The 19700-nt window shown below is 70.9% G+C and carries 17 protein-coding genes and 2 pseudogenes; 11 read left to right on the plus strand and 8 right to left on the minus strand.

Going from position 1 to position 19700, the window contains the following annotated elements; translation table 11 throughout:
• Positions 1-227 precede the first annotated feature (227 nt).
• Complete coding sequence (locus ACQEXA_RS46460) at positions 228-2609, plus strand: phosphoketolase family protein (protein ID WP_432924729.1); 2382 nt, start codon at positions 228-230, stop codon at positions 2607-2609.
• 237 nt (positions 2610-2846) lie between these two features.
• Here ACQEXA_RS46460 and ACQEXA_RS46465 read toward each other — a convergent pair whose 3' ends face one another.
• Positions 2847-3227 carry an ATP-binding protein gene (locus ACQEXA_RS46465; RefSeq protein ID WP_432924727.1) on the minus strand — a complete coding sequence of 127 codons (381 nt, stop codon included), beginning with the start codon at positions 3225-3227 and terminating at the stop codon, positions 2847-2849.
• 118 nt (positions 3228-3345) lie between these two features.
• A pseudogene (locus ACQEXA_RS46470) lies at positions 3346-3939 on the minus strand (SpoIIE family protein phosphatase); the annotation flags it as partial.
• Here ACQEXA_RS46470 and ACQEXA_RS46475 point away from each other — a divergent pair.
• From ACQEXA_RS46475 to ACQEXA_RS46495, 5 genes are all read left to right on the plus strand, one after another.
• Complete coding sequence (locus ACQEXA_RS46475; protein WP_359396150.1) at positions 3830-4900, plus strand: zinc-dependent alcohol dehydrogenase family protein; 1071 nt, start codon at positions 3830-3832, stop codon at positions 4898-4900. The pseudogene ACQEXA_RS46470 and the gene ACQEXA_RS46475 overlap by 110 nt on opposite strands.
• 18 nt (positions 4901-4918) lie before the next feature.
• Positions 4919-5596: a helix-turn-helix domain-containing protein gene (locus tag ACQEXA_RS46480; protein ID WP_359396152.1), complete on the plus strand. Its 678-nt coding sequence runs from the start codon at positions 4919-4921 to the stop codon at positions 5594-5596.
• Positions 5597-5667: 71 nt separating this feature from the next.
• Complete coding sequence (locus tag ACQEXA_RS46485) at positions 5668-6117, plus strand: pyridoxamine 5'-phosphate oxidase family protein (protein ID WP_432924724.1); 450 nt, start codon at positions 5668-5670, stop codon at positions 6115-6117.
• Between the two features lie 33 nt (positions 6118-6150).
• Positions 6151-6870: a CBS domain-containing protein gene (locus ACQEXA_RS46490; RefSeq protein WP_432924722.1), complete on the plus strand. Its 720-nt coding sequence runs from the start codon at positions 6151-6153 to the stop codon at positions 6868-6870.
• 72 nt (positions 6871-6942) lie between these two features.
• Positions 6943-7533 carry an Rv1733c family protein gene (locus ACQEXA_RS46495; RefSeq protein ID WP_432924721.1) on the plus strand — a complete coding sequence of 197 codons (591 nt, stop codon included), beginning with the start codon at positions 6943-6945 and terminating at the stop codon, positions 7531-7533.
• A gap of 36 nt (positions 7534-7569) precedes the next feature.
• Here the strand turns inward: ACQEXA_RS46495 and ACQEXA_RS46500 are convergent, their stop codons facing one another.
• On the minus strand, positions 7570-8214 hold the full coding sequence (locus tag ACQEXA_RS46500) for a CBS domain-containing protein (RefSeq protein WP_432924719.1): 645 nt from the start codon (positions 8212-8214) through the stop codon (positions 7570-7572).
• Positions 8215-8313: 99 nt separating this feature from the next.
• A complete protein-coding gene (locus tag ACQEXA_RS46505; protein ID WP_432924717.1) occupies positions 8314-8769 on the minus strand; it encodes a Crp/Fnr family transcriptional regulator in 456 nt (151 codons plus the stop codon).
• Positions 8770-9437: 668 nt separating this feature from the next.
• Here ACQEXA_RS46505 and ACQEXA_RS46510 point away from each other — a divergent pair.
• Positions 9438-10313, plus strand: a complete 876-nt coding sequence (locus ACQEXA_RS46510) for a universal stress protein (RefSeq protein WP_359396164.1) — start codon at positions 9438-9440, stop codon at positions 10311-10313.
• Between the two features lie 76 nt (positions 10314-10389).
• A complete protein-coding gene (locus ACQEXA_RS46515; protein ID WP_432924716.1) occupies positions 10390-12768 on the plus strand; it encodes a glycoside hydrolase family 65 protein in 2379 nt (792 codons plus the stop codon).
• Positions 12769-12832: 64 nt separating this feature from the next.
• Here ACQEXA_RS46515 and ACQEXA_RS46520 read toward each other — a convergent pair whose 3' ends face one another.
• From ACQEXA_RS46520 to ACQEXA_RS46535, 4 genes are all read right to left on the minus strand, one after another.
• Positions 12833-13159 carry a DUF1876 domain-containing protein gene (locus ACQEXA_RS46520; RefSeq protein ID WP_432924714.1) on the minus strand — a complete coding sequence of 109 codons (327 nt, stop codon included), beginning with the start codon at positions 13157-13159 and terminating at the stop codon, positions 12833-12835.
• A gap of 231 nt (positions 13160-13390) precedes the next feature.
• Complete coding sequence (locus tag ACQEXA_RS46525; protein ID WP_432924712.1) at positions 13391-14011, minus strand: L-threonylcarbamoyladenylate synthase; 621 nt, start codon at positions 14009-14011, stop codon at positions 13391-13393.
• A gap of 197 nt (positions 14012-14208) precedes the next feature.
• Positions 14209-15612 (minus strand): Si-specific NAD(P)(+) transhydrogenase, encoded by a 1404-nt coding sequence (sthA, locus tag ACQEXA_RS46530; RefSeq protein WP_432924710.1) that lies wholly within the window; start codon positions 15610-15612, stop codon positions 14209-14211.
• Positions 15613-16317: 705 nt separating this feature from the next.
• Positions 16318-16848: a pep a2 gene (locus ACQEXA_RS46535; protein WP_432924708.1), complete on the minus strand. Its 531-nt coding sequence runs from the start codon at positions 16846-16848 to the stop codon at positions 16318-16320.
• A 359-nt stretch (positions 16849-17207) separates the two neighbouring features.
• Between ACQEXA_RS46535 and ACQEXA_RS46540 the strand changes: the two genes are divergently transcribed.
• The 3 genes and pseudogenes from ACQEXA_RS46540 (at position 17208) to treS (ending at position 19685) form a co-directional block, all read left to right on the plus strand.
• A complete protein-coding gene (locus tag ACQEXA_RS46540; RefSeq protein WP_359412493.1) occupies positions 17208-17456 on the plus strand; it encodes a DUF5133 domain-containing protein in 249 nt (82 codons plus the stop codon).
• A gap of 79 nt (positions 17457-17535) precedes the next feature.
• A pseudogene (locus ACQEXA_RS46545) lies at positions 17536-17850 on the plus strand (maltotransferase domain-containing protein); the annotation flags it as partial.
• A 101-nt stretch (positions 17851-17951) separates the two neighbouring features.
• Positions 17952-19685 (plus strand): maltose alpha-D-glucosyltransferase, encoded by a 1734-nt coding sequence (gene treS, locus ACQEXA_RS46550; protein WP_432924706.1) that lies wholly within the window; start codon positions 17952-17954, stop codon positions 19683-19685.
• Positions 19686-19700: the final 15 nt, after the last annotated feature.

Below are 19700 nucleotides of genomic sequence, written 5' to 3' on the forward strand. Positions count from 1 at the left end.
GTGCCGGATCGGCACCCACGCCGCCCATGGCGCCCCGCGCCACCGGCCGAGAGCGCCCTTCGTTTCCGGCACCGCAGGCCGCGCTGCATGGACCTTTGCGTGATCGTGCTGCGGCCGCCCGGTCTCCGTGGTACCCGGTCGGCGTGACCGGCAGTTTTCACACCCCCGCGGCAGACCAGACGCCTGCCGTGCCCGACGAGGACCGTCGACGACTTGTGGAGTCACCCATGGCCAACGCCGCACAAACCCCCGGCACCGCACTGACCGACGACGAACTGCGCACACTGGACGCCCACTGGCGAGCCGCCAACTACCTGGCCGCCGGACAGATCTACCTGACGGCCAACCCGCTGCTGACCGAACCGCTGAAGCCCGAGCACATCAAGCCGCGACTGCTCGGCCACTGGGGCACCTCGCCCGGCCTCAACCTCGTGTACACCCACCTCAACCGTGTCATCAAGGCGCGCGACCTCGACGCGCTGTGCATCTGGGGGCCCGGGCACGGCGGCCCGTCCGTACTCGCCAACTCCTGGCTCGAGGGCAGCTACAGCGAGACGTATCCGGACGTGACAAGGGATGCGCAGGGCATGGCGCAGCTGTTCCGGCAGTTCTCGTTCCCCGGTGGGGTACCCAGTCATATCGCACCGGAGGTGCCCGGCTCGATCCACGAGGGCGGCGAACTCGGCTACTCGCTCGCCCACGCCTACGGCGCCGCGTTCGACAACCCGGACCTGCTGGTCGCCTGTGTGATCGGCGACGGCGAGGCGGAGACCGGTCCGCTTGCCACGTCCTGGCACTCCAACAAGTTCCTCGACCCGGTCAACGACGGTGCCGTCCTGCCGATCCTCCACCTCAACGGCTACAAGATCGCCAACCCGACGGTGCTCGCCCGTCTCCCGGAGCCCGAACTCGACGCGCTGCTACGGGGGTACGGGCATGAGCCGATCCATGTCGCCGGTGACGACCCCGCCCACGTCCACCGGGCCATGGCGCAGGCCCTCGACGACGCGCTCGACCGCATCGCCCTGCTGCAACGCACCGCACGCGAGGAGGACGTGACCGAGCGGCCGCACTGGCCCATGATCGTGCTGCGCACCCCCAAGGGCTGGACCGGGCCGGCGCAGGTGGACGGCGTGCCGGTCGAGGGCACCTGGCGCGCCCATCAGGTCCCGCTGCCCGGCGTCCGGGAGAACCCGGAGCATCTGCGGCAGTTGGAGGAGTGGCTGAAGTCGTACCGGCCCGAGGAGCTCTTCGGCCCCGAAGGACGCCCGGGCCCCGACGTGCTGGCCTGTGTGCCCGAGGGCACCCGGCGGCTGGGCTCCACCCCGCACGCCAACGGCGGGCTGCTCGTACGCGATCTGCCGGTCCCGCCCCTGGACGACTTCGCGGTACCCGTCGACAAGCCGGGCGCGACCCTGCACGAGCCCACCCGGGTGCTCGGCGGTCTCCTGGAACGGATCATGGAGGACACCACGGCCCGCCGGGACTTCCGCCTGGTCGGCCCCGACGAAACGGCCTCCAACCGGCTGGAGGCCGTCTTCGACGCCAGCGGCAAGGCCTGGCAGGCCCAGATGCTCCCGGTGGACGAACACCTCGACCGGCACGGCAGGGTGGTGGAGGTCCTCTCCGAACACCTCTGCCAGGGCTGGCTCGAGGGGTACCTGCTGACCGGACGGCACGGACTGTTCTCCTGCTACGAGGCGTTCGTGCACATCGTGGACTCGATGGTCAACCAGCACATCAAGTGGCTCAAGACATCGCGGCGGCTGAACTGGCGCGCTCCCGTCGCCTCCCTCAACTACCTGCTGACCTCGCATGTGTGGCGCCAGGACCACAACGGGTTCTCGCACCAGGACCCGGGCTTCGTCGACCATGTGCTCAACAAGAGCCCCGAGGTCGTCCGTGTCTATCTGCCCCCGGACGCCAACACCCTCCTGTCCGTGGCCGACCACGCCCTGCGCAGCCGGGACTACGTCAACGTGATCGTGGCGGGCAAACAGCCCTGCTTCGACTGGCTCTCCATGGACCAGGCACGCGCCCACTGCGCCCGCGGAGCCGGCATCTGGGAGTGGGCGGGCACCGAGAACGGCACCGAACCGGACGTCGTGCTCGCCTGCGCCGGCGACGTGCCGACCCAGGAGGTGCTGGCCGCCGCGCAACTGCTGCGCCGTCATCTGCCCCGGCTCGCGGTCCGTGTCGTCAACGTGGTCGACATGACCTGCCTGCTGCCGCACGAGGACCACCCGCACGGGATGACCGACTTCGAGTACAACGGCCTCTTCCCCGCGGACAAGCCCGTCATCTTCGCGTACCACGGCTACCCGTGGCTGATCCACCGCCTGGCCTACCGCCGGGACGGCCACGGCAACCTGCATGTGCGCGGGTACAAGGAGTCCGGAACGACGACCACCCCGTTCGACATGGTGGTCCGCAACGACCTGGACCGGTACCGCCTGGTCATGGACGTCATCGACCGGGTACCCGGACTCGCCGTCCGTGCCGCCGTCGTGCGCCAGGAGATGGCCGACGCCCGGACCCGTCACCACGCCTGGATCCGCGAACACGGCACGGACATGCCCGAGGTCGCCGACTGGGCCTGGACGTCCTGATCCCCTGTTCCGCGGGGGAGCCGGCCCGGCCGACCGCGGGGTGGGCGCGACCCTGGGGCAGGACGTCACAGCTTCAGGCTCACCAGTTGGATTAGCGAAGCGTAGTGAACCTGTGGCAGAGTGCTACGCGCACGCCCGGCGCCCAGGCGACGTCGGGCACCCTCCTCGGTCGAGTCTTACGGCCCGGTCGACCAGCGTCCGGAGGGACGTGCCACGCGGGCTGGCGGCTCCTGTCGTTCAGTACCAGGGCACGAAGGCGATTGGCTGCAACGCTGAGCAACGCTCAGCCTCGCTAAGCCAACCAGAGACGCTGAACCATGTCGTCTTGCCCTCGTCCGTGGGCCGCACCCCCCAGTCGTCGGCGAGGGCACGGACGAGCAGCAGGCCGCGGCCCGACTCCGCGTCCTCGGCCGCCAGGTGCGGCTGGGGCAGATGCGGTCTGCGGTCGCTGATCTCGACGGTGAGGTCGGTGTCCGTGCGGCACACATGCACACCGATCTGGCCCTGGGCGTGCTGCACCGCGGTGGTGAGGATCTCGGACAGCAGAAGGCGTGCGTCGTCCGCCGATTGCGCGCAGTCCCATGTGCCGAGCGTCTTGTCGAGGAATGCGCGGCCCACCGACACGGACTCCGGTTCGGACGGCAGATCCCGAGGCCGTGGCCAGCGGGGCCTCCGGCAGACGCGTCAGCAGCATCGTTACGTCGTCATGGCCGCGGGCGTCGGGCAGCAGGGCTGTCAGGACGTGGTCGGCGGCGGCCTCCAGGTCCGGCGCCGCGGTCATGAGCTCGTCCAGCGTGGCGACGAGCTGCGTGAGCTGGTCCTCGATGTTGCTGCCCGGGGTCTCGATCAGACCGTCCGTGTACAGCACGAGGGTGGCACCCCGCGGGAGCGTGGACGTCCGCTCCGGACACCCCGGCCACGCTCGGCTTTTCCACGAGCCGGCCGGCAGGCGAGGGGGAGCGCACAGCCCGATGCGGGGAGGAGGCCACGGACGCTCCGGACCGCTGGTGGCGGGCGCTGTCGACAGGCCGCCGCGGCCGGGCGTCCCGTGGGGGCGGGCCTGCCCGGCGGGGCGATGGGGCCGACTGGCCCAAGCGGATCTCGGAGAGATCGGACATGCTGGATCTGCTGGGCAAACGCGGCACCCCGCCGGCGCCCGGCCGTACCGGCTTCCGGAGAGTCCCCGGACCTCGGCCCGGGGAGAGGAAGGAAGGATCGCCATGAAGGGCTTCGTCTTCCACGGTCCCGGCCAGTCAGGCTGGGAAGAGGTTCCGGACCCCGACATCAAGGAGTCCACCGACGCGATCGTGCGCGTCGACATCGCCACCATCTGCGGGACGGACCTGCACATCCTCAAGGGGGATCTGCCCGAGGTGCGCCCGGGCACGGTGCTGGGGCACGAGGCGGTGGGCGAGATCGTCGAAACCGGCAGCGATGTGCACACCGTGCAGCCGGGGGAGCGAGTCCTGGTCTCCTGTATTACCGCCTGCGGCCGGTGCGGCTACTGCTGGGAGCGGACGTACGGCCAGTGCCGCGGAGGCGGAGGCTGGATCCTCGGCCATGTCATCGACGGTACGCAGGCCGAGTACGTCCGTGTCCCGTACGCGGACCTGTCCGTGCACGCACTGCCCGGCGCGCTGGACGGCAGGGACGCCGTGCTGCTCGCGGACATCTTCCCCACCGCCTACGAGGTGGGCGTCCTGAACGGGCACGTGCAGCCCGGTGACACCGTCGCCGTCGTCGGAGCCGGCCCCATCGGGCTCGCGGCGATCGCCACGGCCCAGCTGTTCGCTCCCGGACGCGTCATCGCCGTGGACCTGGCCGCAGCCAGGCTGGAGGCGGCGAAGGAGTTCGGCGCCGACGCCGTGGCCGATGCCAAGGAGGCGCCCGAGCAGTTGATCGCCGACCTCACCGACGGACTGGGCGCCGACGTGGTCATCGAGGCGGTCGGCGTGCCGGAGAGCTTCGAACTGTGCACGCGCATGGTGCGGCCCGGCGGGCACGTGGCCAACGTCGGCGTGCACGGCAAGCCCGTCACCCTCCACCTCGAGGAGCTGTGGATCAAGAACGTGACGATCACGACCGGACTGGTCGACACCTACTCCACGGCCACGCTGCTGCGCATGGCTGCCGCCGGCCGGCTGCCCACCTCGTCGCTGATCACGCACACCTTCCCGCTGGACCAGATCGAGGAGGCGTACGACATCTTCGGCCGGGGCGCCGACACCGGGGCGCTCAAGGTCGTACTGGGCGGTCCGCAGCACGAAGTGGTCGCCGTCCGGGCGGCCTGAGGAGAGGATGTGACGGCCATGGGCGCACGGGGAGCGTCGGGCGCGGTGGCGGGCCACCCCGCGGGCAATCTCGGACGTTGCATCGCTCTGCGGCGCGAGGAACTCGGACTGTCCCTGGACGAGGTCGCCAACCGGGCGGGGATGGCTGCCAGCTATCTCCAGTACCTGGAGGGGCAGCCGACCGCCGCGCCCGGGGTGAGCACCCTCCTCAGACTGGCCGGTGCGCTCGAGACCACGGTGCTCGAGCTCACCGGTGGCGATGTCGAACTCCCGCCTGGGATGGGGCAGGCCGGGCGACGTCCGGAGTTCACCGAACTGACCATGGAGGAGTGCCGGGATCTGCTCTCCACGCACGGGGTGGGACGGCTCGCCCTGCCCACCGACAGCGGCCCGGAGATCGTTCCCCTCAACTACGCCGTCGTCGACGGATCCGTCGTCTTCAGAACCGCGGCGGACACGCTGCCGTCGCGGGCGGCCGGCGCCCAGGTGGCCTTCGAGGTCGACCGTATCGACGCCGCCTTCAGCCAGGGCTGGAGCGTCCTGGTGCGCGGACACGCCGGCACCGTGACCGACGCGGACGACGTGCGCCGGCTGGAGGAACATGCGCACAGCACGCCCTGGGTGGGCGGACACCGCGATCTGTGGATCCGCATCGTCCCCGACACCATCACCGGGCGGCGCATCACGGTCGTCTAGCGCCTCGGCACCGGACCGGGGACGAGGCCGCACCGCTGCGCCGCCGCACCAGGCGAAAGACGGACCGACTCATGTACCCGAACGACGGCTTCCGTGAACTCGACCGCCACGAGTGCCTCCGTCTGCTGGCGAAGGTCCCGATCGGCCGTATCGTCCACACGCGTCAGGCGCTGCCCGCGGTCCTGCCGCTCAACTTCTCCCTCGACGGCGACGGCGCGGTCCTGCTGCGCACCTCGGCGGCCTCGGAACTGGTCCGCGCGGTCGACGGCTCGGTCGTCGCCTTCGAGGCGGACGAGTTCGACGCGGTCGCGCACTCCGGCTGGAGCGTGGTCGTCACCGGTCCGGCCGCGGTGGTCACGGATCCCGCCGAACACGCGCGACTGACCCGGTCGGGTCCCCGCTCCTGGGCGCCCTCGCCCAAGGAGGTCTTCGTACGCATCGAGCCCGCATTGGTGACGGGCCGCGAACTCGCGGGCGGCCGCAGCGTGTACGGGTGGACGTCCCGCCCCGATCGGCAGTGACCCGCTTCCCGTCCCAGATCACCGGAGGACACCATGGATGGCACTCCCCACCTCGTGAGCGATGTCATGACCCGCAGGGTCGTCGCGCTCAGCCGTACGGCGACCTTCAAGGACATCGTTAAGGCGATGCGGCAGTGGAACGTCAGCGCGCTGCCCGTGGTCGAGGAGGAGAACCGGGTCGTCGGCGTCGTCTCCGAGGCGGATCTGCTGCGCAAGGAGGAGTTCCGCGGCACTGAGCCCGCCCGGTCCGGGCGCCTCGAGCGGCTGTCCGACCTCGTCAAGTCGGGCGCCGTGAAGGCCGAGGAGCTGATGACCACTCCGGCCGTCACCGTCCGCGCGAACGAAACCGTCGGCCAGGCTGCCCGCACCATGGCCCGCGCCGGGGTCAAAAGGCTGCCCGTGGTCGGCGACGAGGACACGCTGCTCGGCATCGTCAGCCGCTCGGACCTGCTCAAGGTGTTCCTGCGGGACGACGAGGACATCGAGGAGGAGATCCGGCAGAGTGTCGTCGCCCTGTTCCCCGCGCCGCTGGAGCCCGTCCGGGTGGAGGTGCAGGACGGTGTCGTCAGGCTCACGGGCCGGATCCGCGATACCACCCTCGTGCCCGTCGTGAGACGCCTGGTACTGGCAACCGAGGGCGTGGTGGACGTGGACTGCGCACTCGCGGGACCGCCCCGCGTTCCGGACCTCGACGCCGACCTTCCGGGGGAGGATGCGACACGGTGGCCGAGGAGAGCCGGAACCATCACGTGAGCGGCGGACACCGCGGCAGCATCCTGGCGGGAGATGCCACGGCCCGCGGCACGCGGAAGAAGGTGATGACCGATGGCGACGACACGGCACAGGACGGTGGCGCAGGTGTGGCTGTGGCGCTGGCGGCGCAATCCGCTGCTGCGCCGCAGTGACCGTCTGGAAGCGTGGCTCCTGCTCGTCACCGGGGTGTTCGTCGTGCTGTTCGGTGTGCTCGCGGGATGGGCCGCCACGCATGCGGTGGAGCACGAACTCGCCGTGCGGGGCGCCCGTTCGCACCCGGTGCAGGCCGTACTGGCCGAGGACGCGGCCAGGGCCCCGCGGGCGGTGCCCGCGTACGGCGGCGGCAGCGTGTGGGCGAAGGTGCACTGGAGAGCGGCCGGAGCCGAGCACACGGGTCTGGCCCAGGTCCAGCCGGGCCTGAGGACGGGCACGTCGGTCACCGTGTGGACCGGTCGGGACGGCGAGTTGGTCTCGCGGCCGGCCACCGAGGCCCAGGCCCGGGTGCAGGCCCAGATCGTCGGCTCGCTGACCGGGATCGGCGCCGCCGGCGTGGTGCTGGCCGGCCAAGGGGCGGCGCGCCGCCGGCTGGAGCGGCAGCGCATGCGGGCGTGGGACCGGGAGTGGGAGTCCGTCGGTCCCCGGTGGCGCCGCACGACCGGCTGACGCGGCCGCCCACCGGCTGCGCGCCGGGGCCGGCGGTCAGGCTCCGCCGAGATGACTTTCGACGTCGACGACGCCCTCGACGGCCCGGGCCAGACGGACGGCCACCGGGATGAGGGTGGCGTCCGGGACCTTCCCGGTGAGGGTGACGACGCCCTCGGTGACCATCACATGCACGGGCTCGACCGGGTCGGGGAAGAGGACGTCGACGATGTCGCGCCGGATCTCGTCCGCGATGTCGTTGTCCGGCCGCAGGAAGACCTTCAGCAGGTCTGCGCGGCTGACGACGCCTTCGAGCAGGCCCTCCTCGGTGACGACGGGGAGCAGCTTGACCCCGCGCTGGGCCATGATGCGGGCGGCCTGGGCGAGGGTGCTGCCGGAGTGCACGGTGATCGCCGGTGCGGTCATCAGCTCGCCCGCGGTCAGCGCGCCGGCCTTCGCCAGGTCGGGCATGCGGTCCCGCTGCGTCTGCCGGTCGGGATCGCTGTCGCGGAACTCCTCCTTCGGCAGCAGATCGGCCTCGGAGACCACGCCGACCACGCGTCCCTCGCCCTCCAGCACGGGAAGAGCGCTGACCTTCCACTGCTCCATGAGCTTGACGATGTCCTTGAACGACGCGTCGCGGCCGACGGCGGCGACAGAGTGGGTCATCACGTCGCTCACGACGTACGGGCTGCCGGTCACGGTCTCCTCCTCGGGATGTCGGGCGCGCTCGGCGGCACGGTCGGGGAATGCGGGCGGATCACTACGGGCCGCGCGGTGCGGGGGTGACGGGGATCGGCGTCACCGGCTGCCGCTGCCGTAGGGGGCGTACAGATCGAGCAGCCGGGTGCGGGCCGCGTGCAGCCGGTGGGCGACCACCCGGCCGACCCAGACCGCGATGGCGCGGCCGAACTCGGCGTCCTCGTCGCACATCGCCCGCACATGCAGCGCGTCGAACTCATAGGCGCGCACTGGGGTCGAGGCCTCGGCGCCCATCTGCCACACATGGGGCGTGTAGTGCCAGGACCAGCCGACGAGCTCGCCCCGGCCCAGTGACTCGATGACCGGGGCCCGGCGCCCGGGCACATGCAGGTCCAGCGCCACGGTCCCGGTCCGGACGATCCAGAACCGGTCGGCGTGCCGGCCCTCCTCGAACAGCCGGGTCCCCTCGGGGAAGGAGACCTCGCGGGCGATGTGCATCAGCCGTTCGCGGTACTCCACGGGAAGGGCGGCCGTCATGGTGGTGACAGAGGTCATCGCTCCGTGTCCTTTCGTTCCTGTCGCCGCGAACGGGCGGCGGCCGACCGGTGCCGGCACCGGCTCCGCTTCCCGGCGCGCACCGGATCTCCGCCGGGGAAGCCGGGGCAGGAGCCGGCCAGGACCAGGGCGCCGTCCCGCGCGGCCGTCCCGCGCGGCCGGGCCGAGGACCGGCCGTTTCGCCGCCCCCGGAGTCCCGGCCGGGAGGGCGGTCCTGAGGCTGCTTCTCATCATCCCCTCCGGCCTGCCGTGGCTGCCCAGGACCAGGGTGGACGCCCGACGGCGGTGGCGACACGGGCCGCCCGGTCCCGGTGGGGGGTCGTTCGGCCCAACCTGGGGCTGCCCGGGGGGAAGCGACCGGACGGGGCAGGACGAGGCGGGAAGGACCCCACCCGGTTCTCCCGGATCCTGATTGCGCGGTGCACGGCCGCCGGCCGCTTCTCCGCGTCTGTCGTCGGAGCCCTTCCCGTCACCTTCAGGACACCACGTGAGAAGCGGAACCGCCAGGTCGGCTCGGCTGCGGCGCGGCCGCCGCCGAGCCGGGCGCACAGGGCCGGACATCCCCGCCGGGGCCGAACCACCCATGGCCGCCCTCGGGGTCCGGGTGGGATCGTGAAAGTGGTGTCCGGCCGCGTGGCCGCGTGGTCCGGCGAGAGGCGGTGAAGAAGATGGAGCTGCCCCTGGTCGTGGGCGTCGACGGCTCGGAGTCCAGCCTGACGGCGGTCGACTGGGCCGTGGACGAAGCCGCCCGGCACGGTGTCCCCCTGCGGCTGGTCTACGCGTCCCTGTGGGAGCGCTACGAAGGTGCCGCCCCGTGGAGCGGTCCCGAGCCCCCGTCCGGGGAACTGATGGCGCAGCTCATCGTCGGCTCGGCGACGGAGCGTGTGCGCAGCCGCAACCCGCGGGTGAAGGTCGTCGCGGAGGTCCTGCCCGAGGACGCCGTGCACGCCCTGGTGCGCCAGGGCGACACCGCCTGCGCCCTGGTGACCGGATGCCTCGGCCGCGGCCAGCTCACCGGGGTGCTCCTCGGTTCGGTCGGGCTCGCCGTGGCCGCGCGGGCCCACTGCCCGGTGATCGTCGTCCGGGGCGACAAGGCCGGGCTGGCCGGTCTGCACGAGCGGATCCTGCTCGGGGCCGGGGATCAGGCCAGGAGCACCGAGGCCGTGCGGTTCGCCTTCCGGGAGGCGGCAGCACGGCACTGCGTGCTGGACGTCGTACGGGCCTGGCGCCGCCCGGCGTCCGAGACCGCCGATCACCCGCCGGCGAGGTGGGAACCGGAGCCACGGCACGAGCAGCAGGCGTCCGCCGAGCTGGAGCGCCTCATCCGGGACGAGAGCGCGCACCACCCGGATGTCCGGGTGCGCCCGGACACGGTCGAAGGACCGGCCCGCACCGCACTGCTGAAACGCTCGGCCGCCGCCGATCTCGTCGTCATCGGGGCACGGCGCAGGCACGGCCACTTCGGGCTCCAGCTCGGCCGGGTGGCCCACACCCTGCTGCATCACGCGGACTGCCCCGTCGCGGTCGTCCCGCAGCAGGTGTGACCGCCCCGCACGCGCGAGACTGGTGGCGACGCGGCGGTACGACGTTCGGAGAACCCCTCGTGGCAGGAACCCCGCAGTGACCGGCTGGACCTGGCGGTACGAGGGTTACCACCCCGCGGACGAACGTCTGAGGGAGTCCCTGTGCACGCTGGGTAACGGCTACTTCGCCACCCGCGGGGCGCTCCCCGAGTGCGCCGCCGACGAGGTCCACTACCCGGGCACGTATGCGGCCAGCTGCTACGACCGGCTCACCTCGCAGGTGGCGGGACGCCAGGTCGAGAACGAGGACATGGTCAACCTCCCCAACTGGCTCCCGTTGCGCTTCCGCCGTGCGGGGGAGCCGTGGCTCTCGCCGGACACGGGGACCGTGCTCGGCCACGACCAGGCCCTGCAGCTGTCCTCGGGCGTACTCGAACGCCGCACCCGGTACGGGCTGGGTGAGGGGCGCACGCTGTGTGTGCGCCAGCTGCGGCTGGTGCACATGGCCGACCCTCACCTGGCCGCCTTGCGCACCGAGTTCACGGTCGAGGGCGATGCCGGGGCACCGGACGAACTGGAGGTCGAGGCGGCGCTCGACGGTGGCGTGATCAACGCCGGAGTGCCGCGCTACCACGATCTGGACGGCCGCCATCTGGTACACGTGCACACCGGCACCGCCGCCCCGGACACGGTGTGGCTGCGCTGCCGCACCCGCACCTCCGACATCAGGATCGGTATGGCGGCCCGGCTGACCGCCGAGGCGCCCGTCACCGTCCGGCACACCTCGCCGTGTGCCGTCCAGGCGGTGCGTGTGCACCTGGAGCCCGGGCGGACCGTCACCGTCGACAAGACCGTCGCCCTGCACACCTCCCGCGACCCGGCGATCAGCGACCCGCTGGACGCCGCGATCGACCGGGTGGAGGCAGCCCCGGACTTCGGCGAGCTGCTCGCGACCCACCGCACCGCCTGGCACCAGCTCTGGCGCCGGGCCGGTCTCGACGTCCCCGGTGAGGCCGGGCAGATCCTGCGGCTGCACCTCTTCCATGTCCTGCAGACCCTCTCGCCGAACACCGCGGACCTCGATGTGGGAGTGCCCGCCCGGGGACTGCACGGGGAGGCCTACCGCGGGCATGTCTTCTGGGACGAGCTGTTCGTGCTTCCGTACCTCAATCTGCACTTCCCCGAGGTGTCCCGCGCCCTGCTCCGCTACCGCCACCGGCGCCTGGACCGGGCCCGGGCCGCGGCGCACGCGATCGGCCGGAGAGGCGCGCTGTATCCCTGGCAGAGCGGCAGCGACGGACGCGAGGAGACCCAGGAGCTGCACCTCAACCCGCGCTCGGGTCGGTGGCTGCCCGACAACACGCGGCTCCAGCGCCACGTCGGCTCGGCGGTGGCGTACAACATCTGGCAGTACTGGGAGGCCAGCGGCGACGCCGAGTTCCTGAACACCAAAGGCGCCGAGATGCTGCTGCAGATCGCCCGCTTCTGGGCGGACTCGGCGACCTACGACGAGAGTCTCGGACGGCACCGCATCCGCGGCGTGGTCGGCCCGGACGAGTACCACGACGCGTATCCCGGCGCGCCGGAGCCGGGAGTGGACGACAACGCGTACACGAACGTCACCGCCGCCTGGGTGCTCACCCGCACCCTGGAGGTGCTGCGGGCCCTCCCCGAACCCCGCCGCCAGGAACTCGTGGAGCGCACCGAACTGGACGAGCGCGAACTGGAGCTGTGGGAGGACGTGTCCCGCACGCTCCACGTGCCCTTCCACGACGACGTCATCAGCCAGTTCGAGGGCTATGGCGCCCTCGCGGAACTCGACTGGGACGGCTACCGGAGGCGGTACGGCGACATCCGGCGCCTGGACCGGATCCTGGAGGCGGAGGGCGACAGCGCCAACCACTACCAGGCCTCGAAACAGGCCGACGTGCTCATGCTCGGCTATCTCTTCGGGCCCGCCGAGCTCGAGGGGCTGTTCGCCCGCCTGGGACACCGGCTCGACGCGGACGCCTGGCGGCGCACCGTCGACTACTACCTGGCCCGCACCAGTCACGGGTCCACGCTCAGCGGTCTCGTCCACGGCTGGGTACTCGCCCGGGCCCGGCGCGCCGAGGCGTGGACGTACTGCCAGGAGGCCCTGTGCGGCGACATCGCCGATGTGCAGGGCGGCACCACCGGGGAGGGCATCCACCTCGGCGCCATGGCGGGCACCCTCGACCTCGTCCAGCGCGGACTAACCGGTCTGGAGACCCGCGAGGGAGCGCTCTGGCTCGATCCCGCACCGCTGCCGGAGCTGTCGTCGTACGGGTTCTCGCTCCGCTACCGCGGCCACTGGGGCGTACGGCTCCGGCTCCTGCGGGGCGGCCTGGAGATCGCGGTGCCCTCGTCGGACCGGTCCCCCATCGACATCCGGCTGCCGGGCCGCGCGATGTCCGTCCAGCCGGGGGAGACGTGCCGGCTGCCGCTCCCGGACTGAGGCGTGCGCGGCGGGGCCCGCGGCCCATCGCTGTCGCGGTGCGGGGACGCGCCTTCCGGCGCCGTCACGGTGCGGCGGGGCCCGCCAGTTCCACGATGTCGTCGGAGGCGACGTCGTGCAGCCTGATGGCGAGGTCCTCCAGGGCGCGGCTCGCGGCGAGTTCGTCGCCGATCTCCGGAATGGGCCGGTCGACCGGATTGCGCCGGGCCACGCCCCGGCCGGTGACGGTCGCCGTGTCACGGCTGCTCAGGACGGCACGCGCGTGGGTGTCGTCGCCTTCCTCGGTGATGTAGATCTGCACGGTCCACTGCTTGGCTTCCATCGCGATCACTTCCGTGCGGAGTTCTGCGGCGAGGTGCGAGGCGATGCCGCGAGCCGCGAGCCCTGCCACGGGTCCTTGCGGGCCGTGCGGCGCTCGCCCCGCCGTCTCTCAGCCTGCACCTGCCGCGGGAGCCGGTCCAGCCGTCCGTGCACGAGGTCGATCGTCACCTCGTTCACCGGTCTGGGGCAGCAGCGGTGGCCGCTGGATCATCACGGCCCGTCACAGACAAATGCCGGCTTCGCGCACAGCCATCCCCCGGGTGGGCGAACGCCCACCCGGCCCCGGGAACTCGGCGTCACCTCACTCGAACCGCGATGTGTCGCCCGCACCCTTGCGTACGATCTCGGGCTCGCCGCCGGAGAAGTCGATCACTGTGGTGGGCTCGGTACCGCAGTCGCCCGAGTCGAGCACGGCGTCCACGTCGTGGTCGAGCCGCTCCTTGATCTCCCACCCCTGTGTCATCGGCTCCTCCTCACCCGGCAGGAGCAGCGTGCTGGAAAGGAGCGGTTCCCCGAGTTCGTCCAGCAGTGCCTGGGCGACCACATGATCGGGAATGCGGACGCCGACCGTCTTCTTCTTCGGGTGCAGCAACTTGCGCGGCACCTCGCGCGTGGCCGGGAGGATGAACGTGTAGCTGCCCGGCGTCGATGACTTGATCGCCCGGAACACGTCCTTGTCGATCTGCACGAACTGGCCCAGTTGCGCGAAGTCCCGGCACACGAGCGTGAAGTGGTGGCGGTCGTCGAGATGACGGATCGCCCGGATGCGGTCGATGCCGTCGCGGCTGCCGAGCCGGCATCCCAGCGCGAAGCAGGAGTCCGTCGGGTAGACCACGAGCGCACCGTCGCGGATGCTGTCGGCGACGTGAGCGATCGTGCGTGGCTGCGGGTTGTCGGGGTGAACGTCGAAGTACCTTGCCATCCGCCGAGTCTCGATCACCGGAGGGCGGGCTGTCCATGCGAAGGGCCGACGACGCACGTCGGTGTCACCCTCCGGTGCGCCGGCACCCCCGCGAGCCGCCGCTTCCAGGTCCCTTCGCGCGCTTGCCGTCGGGTCTTCCGCAACGCCTGGCCACACGTGTCGTGGCCAGGCGTTGCGGTCGGGTTCCGCCGGTTCCCTCAGTCCCTGAGCCGGTCGATCTGCCGGATCTTGTTGGTCGCGTCCAGCGCGGCGACCTTGTACGATTCCGCGAGCGTCGGGTAGTTGAAGACCGCATCGACCAGGTAGTCCACCGTGCCCCCGCAGCCCATCACCGACTGGCCGATGTGGATCAGCTCGGTGGCCCCGGTTCCGAAGCAGTGCACGCCGAGCAGGGTCCGGTCCTCGGGGGAGACCAGCAGCTTCAGCATGCCGTGGGAGTCGCCGATGATCTGCCCCCGGGCCAGCTCGCGGTAGCGGGAGATCCCGACCTCGAAGGGCACGCGGTCCTCGGTGAGCTGATCCTCCGTCCGTCCTATGAAGCTGATCTCGGGGATGGTGTAGATGCCGATCGGCTGGAGGTCGAAGATCCCGTGCACCGGCTCGCCGCACGCGTGGTACGCCGCCATACGGCCCTGTTCCATGGAGGTGGCGGCCAGCGCGGGAAAGCCGATGACATCGCCGACGGCGTAGATGTGCGGAACCTCGGTGCGGTACTTGTCGTCGACCGTGATCCGGCCCCGCTGATCGGCGTTCAGGCCCGCCTTCTCCAGGTCGAGTCCGTCCGTCATCCCCTGCCGGCCCGCCGAGTACATCACGGCGTCGGCGGGGATCTTCTTGCCGCTCTCCAGGATGGTGAGGGTGCCCTTGGAGTGCCGTTCGACCGCCGCGACGGTCTCGCCGAACCGGAACGTGACCGCCAGGTCCCGCAGGTGGTACTTCAGCGACTCGATCACCTCGACGTCGCAGAAGTCGAGCATTCCTGGCCGCTTCTCGACCACGGTGACCTTGCTGCCCAGGGCGGCGAACATGGAGGCGTACTCCATGCCGATCACGCCCGCCCCGACGATGACCATCGAACGCGGCACCCGCTCCAACTCGAGCACATTGTCCGAGTCCATGATCGACCGGCCGTCGAACTCGACGCTCGCCGGGCGGGCGGGCCGGGTGCCGGTCGCGATGATGATGTGCTCGGCGCTCAACAGCCGTTCGTTGCCGGTCGCTTCGCGCACGGCCACGGTGTGGGGGTCGACGAACCGCCCGGTGCCGGCGAACAGGGAGACATGATTGCGGGAGAGCTGGTTGCGGATGACGTCGACCTCCCGCCCGACCACATGCCGGGTGCGCGCGGTCAGGTCGGCGACGGTGATGTCCTCCTTGAGCCGGTAACTCTGCCCGTACATATCCCGCTGGGTGAGACCGGTCAGATAGAGGACCGCCTCGCGCAGGGTCTTTGAGGGGATGGTCCCGGTGTGGATGGAGACCCCGCCGACCATGTCGGGGTGGTCGACGACGGCGACCCGGCGGCCGAGCTTGGCCGCGGCGATGGCGGCCTTCTGGCCGCCCGGGCCGGATCCGATGACGAGTATGTCGAAGTCGGGCACGCTCCGGAGTCTGTCAGGCCGGACCCCCTGGCCGAAAGGGCGAAGGTGACGGGATCCGTGGCAGGGGTACGCGTCCGCGCCGGGTGCGCCCCGGTGCAACGCCCGTGCGCCTACGGCCGGTTGACGACGCACGGTCAGCAGGCCGAGCCGTGCCTACGGCGACCGGGCCCGGACGTCTTCCATGGCGCCCCGGCCTGGGCTGCGGTCGGCAAGGGCCGACGCGGGCGGAGCGGTGGCCGACCGGAAGACGGTCGGGTGCGCTGGAAGTGTGGCCAGGGGGACACGGGTTGGCCGAGCGCGAGCCGTGCGGCGCCGTACTGACAACGGACTCCGCCGTGAGTGCGGCAGGCGCCGCGGTCGGGCGCGGGGCCCGGTGTGTCCGCCTGGGTGGACAGCGGGTGGCTCCGCGGGAAGCGGAGACCTGGCCGGCAACGGCGCGCAGCAGGCGTCGGCTGGGCCGTCCGGCGCCGTACTGACGACGGATCCCGCCGTGAGTGCGACAGCATCGCGGCCGAGTCCGCCGACTGGTGAGTCCGCCTCGGCGGACAGCTGTTGCTCCGCGGGAAGCCGAGGCCTGGTCGGCATCGGCGCGCGGCTTGCGTCGGCTGGGCCGTGACGACGCACCCCGTCGTGAGTGCGGCAGGCGCCGCGGTCGGGTGCGCCGGCCGGTGTGTCCGCCTCGGCGAACACACCGGCGACCGGTCGTCAGGCCGGGGCCACGGCGGGCTCCCGCCGCCCGGCCGACGTTTGCTCCCGTTCCCGCGCGGCGGCATCCGCCGTCAGGGGCAGCGCACGCGGAAGCGGGCGTCTCTCGCGCAGACTCGGCGAGGGGCCCAGGGGGACGAGCGGGGCGTGGTCACCGGTCCGGGCTCGTTGCGAGAACCAGATGATCTTGCCGCCGGTGTCGGTGGCACAACACCCCCAGCCGTTGCTCAGCGCTGCGATCTGCGCGAGGCAGCCGCTCGGCGCGTAGTGCGGCCGGATGTCCCGCTCGCTGTCCTGGACAGCGGTGATGAGGTGATGGCCGTTCCACCACATCTCGATGGTGGCGTTCTTGTCCACCGCGTGTGCGTCGATCGTGCGCAGCAGCGCGTCCGAGCAGCGGCAGACGGGCTCGACGAGGGTCTCCAGGTTCCAGTACCGGAGATGGGCGGCCAGAATCCGCCGGACCTGCCCGATTCGCTCGGGGCTGATCTCCACGTCGAGGTGGTAGTAGCAGGGCGCTGGGGTGTTCATTCTCGTTGGCTCCTCACCGGCGAAGCTCTCGCCTCTCCTCGCTCCCAGGTGGGCCGAGCCCCGAACACGAAGCGTGAGCGTTCGTCGCTCCTGAGTCAGTACCAGGGTGAGAGCACTACTCCATTCGTGCAACACGAGACATTCCCGAAACGCGAGTGCACACGTGACTCAGTGGTTGAATTCCGAACAGGACGCTACGTGATGTGCCGTGCACCATGGGTGAAAGTCTCGATCGCCGTAACGGATCAACCCCCACTCCGTGCGCGGCCTTCACGCACCGTCCGGACAGCGACGCGCGAACCACCCGCGAACCGTCCGGATCCGTGCTCCAGCGAAGACGTTGGGAGGTGACCGGTGCCATGCTGCTGCCGGCCAGAGCCGAGGTCGCCAGACATCTCGAGCGCTACCGGGCGTGGGAGCGCCTGATGCTCGCGTCCCCCGAAAACCGGGCGGTGCGGGGCAACTTCGAGAACACGGGCTACACGCTGTGCGTGCTGATGGGCAAGCGCTGTGCGCGCGAGGCCGTCGACGCCGCCGAGTTGTATCTGAACACCCACCGGCCCCGCGAGCGAACCGCGGGCGGCACTCGGCCCACGGCGAGCGCGTAGGCGACGCCGTACACAGCGGTGAGCGAGGCCGGAGAGCCGGCGGCCACCCAGGCCCGAGACCGGGGAGGAGGTGACACCCATGGAACCGCAGGCCGTGCACGGGGACGGTGCGTCGCCTGTCGCCGGGGGCACCAGGCCCGTGATCGGACGCATTCCGATCGTGGACGTCCGGCCCGCTGTCGACGGTGGCCGCCGCCCGGCGAAGGCGGTGGTGGGCGAGGAGTTCGAGATCTCCGCGACGGTCTTCCGCGAGGGGCACGACGCCGTGGCCGCCAACGTCGTGGTCACGGACCCGCAGGGGCGCCCCGGTCCATGGCCGCCGATGCGCGAGCTCGCCCCCGGCACCGACCGCTGGGGCGCCGAGGTGACACCGTCGTCCGTCACCTACCGCTGGGGCAGGACCAATTATGTGCGGCTTGTGCCGGGTGAGAGTCCGGCGCATGTGCTCAGTGTTCTGCGACCGTCCTCACCGCAGATCGGGGGGTCACCCACACGATGATCGTCAACGAGCCCGTCCCGGACACTTTCGAGGACACTCCGGCCGCCGAGCGTGATCCGCAGTGGTTCAAGCGTGCCGTCTTCTACGAGGTCCTGGTCCGCTCCTTCCAGGACAGCAACGGCGACGGTGTGGGTGATCTGAAGGGGCTGACCGCGAAGCTGGACTATCTGCAGTGGCTGGGGGTGGACTGCCTGTGGCTGCCGCCGTTCTTCAAGTCCCCGCTGCGCGATGGCGGCTATGACGTGTCCGACTACACGGCGGTGCTGCCGGAGTTCGGGGATCTGGCGGACTTCGTGGAGTTCGTGGACGCCGCGCATCAGCGGGGCATGCGGGTGATCATCGATTTCGTGATGAACCACACCAGCGACCAGCATCCGTGGTTCCAGGAGTCCCGCGCCCATCCGGAGGGCCCCTACGGGGACTACTACGTGTGGGCCGACGACGACAAGCAGTTCCAGGACGCGCGGATCATCTTCGTCGACACCGAGGCCTCCAACTGGACCTTCGACCCGGTCCGCAAGCAGTACTACTGGCACCGGTTCTTCTCCCACCAGCCGGATCTGAACTACGAGAACCCGGCCGTGCAGGAGGAGATGATCTCCGCGCTGCGGTTCTGGCTGGATCTGGGCATCGACGGGTTCCGGCTGGACGCGGTGCCCTACCTCTACCAGGAGGAGGGCACCAACTGCGAGAACCTTCCCGCCACGCACGAGTTCCTCAAGCGGGTCCGCAAGGAGATCGACGCGCAGTACCCGGACACGGTGGTGCTGGCGGAGGCCAACCAGTGGCCCGAGGACGTGGTCGACTACTTCGGCGACTTCGAAAGCGGCGGCGACGAGTGCCACATGGCCTTCCACTTCCCGGTGATGCCGCGGATCTTCATGGCGGTGCGCCGCGAGTCGCGGTATCCGGTCTCGGAGATCCTGGCCAAGACCCCGGCGATCCCCTCGAACTGCCAGTGGGGGATCTTCCTGCGCAACCACGACGAGCTGACCTTGGAGATGGTCACCGACGAGGAACGCGACTACATGTGGGCGGAGTACGCCAAGGACCCCCGCATGCGCGCCAACATCGGGATCCGGCGCCGGCTGGCTCCGCTGCTGGACAACGACCGCAACCAGATCGAGTTGTTCACCGCGCTGCTGCTGTCGCTGCCCGGTTCGCCGATCCTGTACTACGGCGACGAGATCGGTATGGGCGACAACATCTGGCTCGGTGACCGGGACGCGGTGCGTACGCCGATGCAGTGGACCCCGGACCGCAACGCGGGCTTCTCCTCGTGTGATCCGGGCCGCCTGTATCTGCCGACGATCATGGATCCGGTCTACGGCTACCAGGTCACCAATGTCGAGGCGTCGATGTCCTCGCCGTCCTCGCTGCTGCACTGGACCCGGCGGATGATCGAGATCCGCAAGCAGAACCCGGCCTTCGGGCTGGGCTCCTACACGGAGTTGCCCTCCTCCAACCCGGCGGTGCTGGCGTTCCTGCGGGAGTACAAGGACGACCTGGTGCTGTGCGTGCACAACTTCTCCCGGTTCGCCCAGCCCACCGAACTGGACCTGCGCCGCTTCAACGGCCGCCATCCCGTGGAACTGATCGGCGGAGTCCGCTTCCCCGCCATCGGCGAACTCCCCTACCTGCTCACCCTCGCAGGCCACGGCTTCTACTGGTTCCGACTCCGGAAGAACGTGCCGCAGGCCACCAGGGTCCATCTGTTCGTCGGCAGTTGACCGATCGCCGCTGAT

The organism is Streptomyces sp. CA-106110 (assembly GCF_050936285.1).
In the GTDB taxonomy this organism is placed as follows: Bacteria; Actinomycetota; Actinomycetes; order Streptomycetales; family Streptomycetaceae; genus Streptomyces.

Excerpts from the sequence above, each read along its gene's own strand:
- ACQEXA_RS46510 (WP_359396164.1), top strand. The coding sequence starts at position 9,438 with ATGGAGCTGCCCCTGGTCGTGGGCGTCGACGGCTCGGAGTCCAGCCTG.
- ACQEXA_RS46485 (WP_432924724.1), top strand. The coding sequence starts at position 5,668 with ATGTACCCGAACGACGGCTTCCGTGAACTCGACCGCCACGAGTGCCTC.
- ACQEXA_RS46460 (WP_432924729.1), top strand. The coding sequence starts at position 228 with ATGGCCAACGCCGCACAAACCCCCGGCACCGCACTGACCGACGACGAA.
- ACQEXA_RS46535 (WP_432924708.1), bottom strand. The coding sequence starts at position 16,848 with ATGAACACCCCAGCGCCCTGCTACTACCACCTCGACGTGGAGATCAGC.
- ACQEXA_RS46505 (WP_432924717.1), bottom strand. The coding sequence starts at position 8,769 with ATGACCTCTGTCACCACCATGACGGCCGCCCTTCCCGTGGAGTACCGC.
- ACQEXA_RS46480 (WP_359396152.1), top strand. The coding sequence starts at position 4,919 with ATGGGCGCACGGGGAGCGTCGGGCGCGGTGGCGGGCCACCCCGCGGGC.
- treS (WP_432924706.1), top strand. The coding sequence starts at position 17,952 with ATGATCGTCAACGAGCCCGTCCCGGACACTTTCGAGGACACTCCGGCC.
- ACQEXA_RS46525 (WP_432924712.1), bottom strand. The coding sequence starts at position 14,011 with ATGGCAAGGTACTTCGACGTTCACCCCGACAACCCGCAGCCACGCACG.
- ACQEXA_RS46490 (WP_432924722.1), top strand. The coding sequence starts at position 6,151 with ATGGATGGCACTCCCCACCTCGTGAGCGATGTCATGACCCGCAGGGTC.
- ACQEXA_RS46475 (WP_359396150.1), top strand. The coding sequence starts at position 3,830 with ATGAAGGGCTTCGTCTTCCACGGTCCCGGCCAGTCAGGCTGGGAAGAG.
- ACQEXA_RS46495 (WP_432924721.1), top strand. The coding sequence starts at position 6,943 with ATGGCGACGACACGGCACAGGACGGTGGCGCAGGTGTGGCTGTGGCGC.
- ACQEXA_RS46540 (WP_359412493.1), top strand. The coding sequence starts at position 17,208 with ATGCTGCTGCCGGCCAGAGCCGAGGTCGCCAGACATCTCGAGCGCTAC.